The sequence below is a fragment of the Streptomyces sp. NPDC001292 genome (assembly GCF_042896465.1).
GTDB lineage: Bacteria > Actinomycetota > Actinomycetes > Streptomycetales > Streptomycetaceae > Streptomyces.
This window is the reverse complement of the sequence record NZ_JBIAXG010000139.1, coordinates 1-1,552: the sequence shown is the minus strand read 5'-3', so window position 1 is coordinate 1,552 and position 1,552 is coordinate 1. Positions and strand designations below refer to the sequence as shown.

The following is a 1,552-nucleotide window of genomic DNA, read 5'->3' as shown; positions in this document are numbered from 1 at the left end:
CACCCAGCACATCCAGCGCCGAGACCCGCACCGACGGATCGGCAACAAGCGCCTCCAGCGCCCACACCCACCGCGCCGCCAACTCCTCAGCCGTACCCGCGTCGAACAGATCCGCCGCCGCGATCACCAGGCCCTGAATGCCCGCCGGCGCGCCTTCGCTGTCGAAGAGTTCTCCGACGCTGACCTCTATGTCGAACTTCGCAGCCGATTCGCCCGTGAACAGTGCCTCTGCCCGCACTCCGGGCAGTTCGACCGCTGCTTCGGCGTTGTTCTGCACGGTGAGCATGACCTGGAACAGCGGGTGCCGGGACAGGGAACGGGTGGGGGCCAGCTCTTCCACCAGCCGCTCGAACGGCACGTCCTGGTGCGCGAACGCGCCCAGTCCGGCCTCGCGCACCCGCCGGAGAAGTTCGCGGAACGTCGGGTCTCCGGAGACGTCGGTCCGCAGCACGAGTGTGTTGACGAAGAAGCCGACCAGGTCGTCCAGCGCCTCGTCCGTACGCCCGGCGATCGCCGAACCGACCGGGATGTCGGTGCCTGCGCCGAGCCGGGACAGCAGCGTGGCCAGGGCCGCCTGCAGGACCATGAACAGCGTCACGCCCTCGGCCCGCGCCAGCTTCACCAGCCGTGCGTGAACCTCCGCGGGGATCTCCAGAGGCACACTGTGTCCCTGGTAGCTCGCCACCGCCGGACGCGGCCGGTCGTAGGGCAGCTCCAGCTCCTCCGGAACACCCGCCAGCGCCTCACGCCAGTAGCTCACCTGACGCGAGATCACACTCTCCGGGTCGCTCTCCTCACCCAGGAGTTCGCGCTGCCACAGCGCGTAGTCCCCGTACTGCACCGGCAGCGACTCCCACTTCGGTGCCCGGCCCGCGCGACGCGCCGCGTAGGCGACCGAGACGTCCCGGGTCAGCGGGCCGGTGGACCAGCCGTCGCCCGCGATGTGGTGCACCACCACGACCAGTACCTGCTCCCCCGCAGGGGTCCTGAACAGCCATGCGCGGTAGGGCACTTCGACCGCGAGGTCGAAGACGTGGTCCTGCGCCGCCTCGACCGCGTCGACCAGCCGGTCCGGTGCCACGTCCACCACCTGGAGCTCCCACTCCAACTCACCGACGTCCAGCACCTGCTGACACGACTGGCCGTTCTCGGCCGGGATGACCGTACGGAGCGCCTCGTGCCGCCCCATGACGTCCCGCAGCGCCGCGCCCAGCGCGTCCGGGTCGACGTCGCCGCTGAGCCGTACCGCGATCGGAATGTTGTAGGTGGCGCTGGGGCCTTCCAGCTGGGTGAGGAACCACAGCCGGCGCTGGGCGTACGACAGCGGCACCCGCTCCGGACGCTCTCCGGCCCTCAAGGCCACCCGGGCGGACCGGTCCTCCGCGAGCCTGGCGGCGAGTCCGGCGACGGTCGGGGCTTCGAACAGCGCCCGGATCTCGACCTCCACGCCGAGCACGGCACGGATACGACTCACCAGCCGCACCGCGAGCAGGGACTGGCCACCGAGTGCGAAGAAGTCGTCGTCGACCCCGACGCTCTCCAGGCCGAGCAC

The 1,552-nt window shown here is 70.6% G+C and carries 1 protein-coding gene; it reads right to left on the bottom strand.

Annotation, left to right across the window (positions count from 1 at the left end; translation table 11 throughout):
- Positions 1 to 1,552 (bottom strand): condensation domain-containing protein (locus tag ACFY4A_RS42590; protein ID WP_390834674.1); only part of this gene is annotated, 1,552 nt, incomplete at both ends.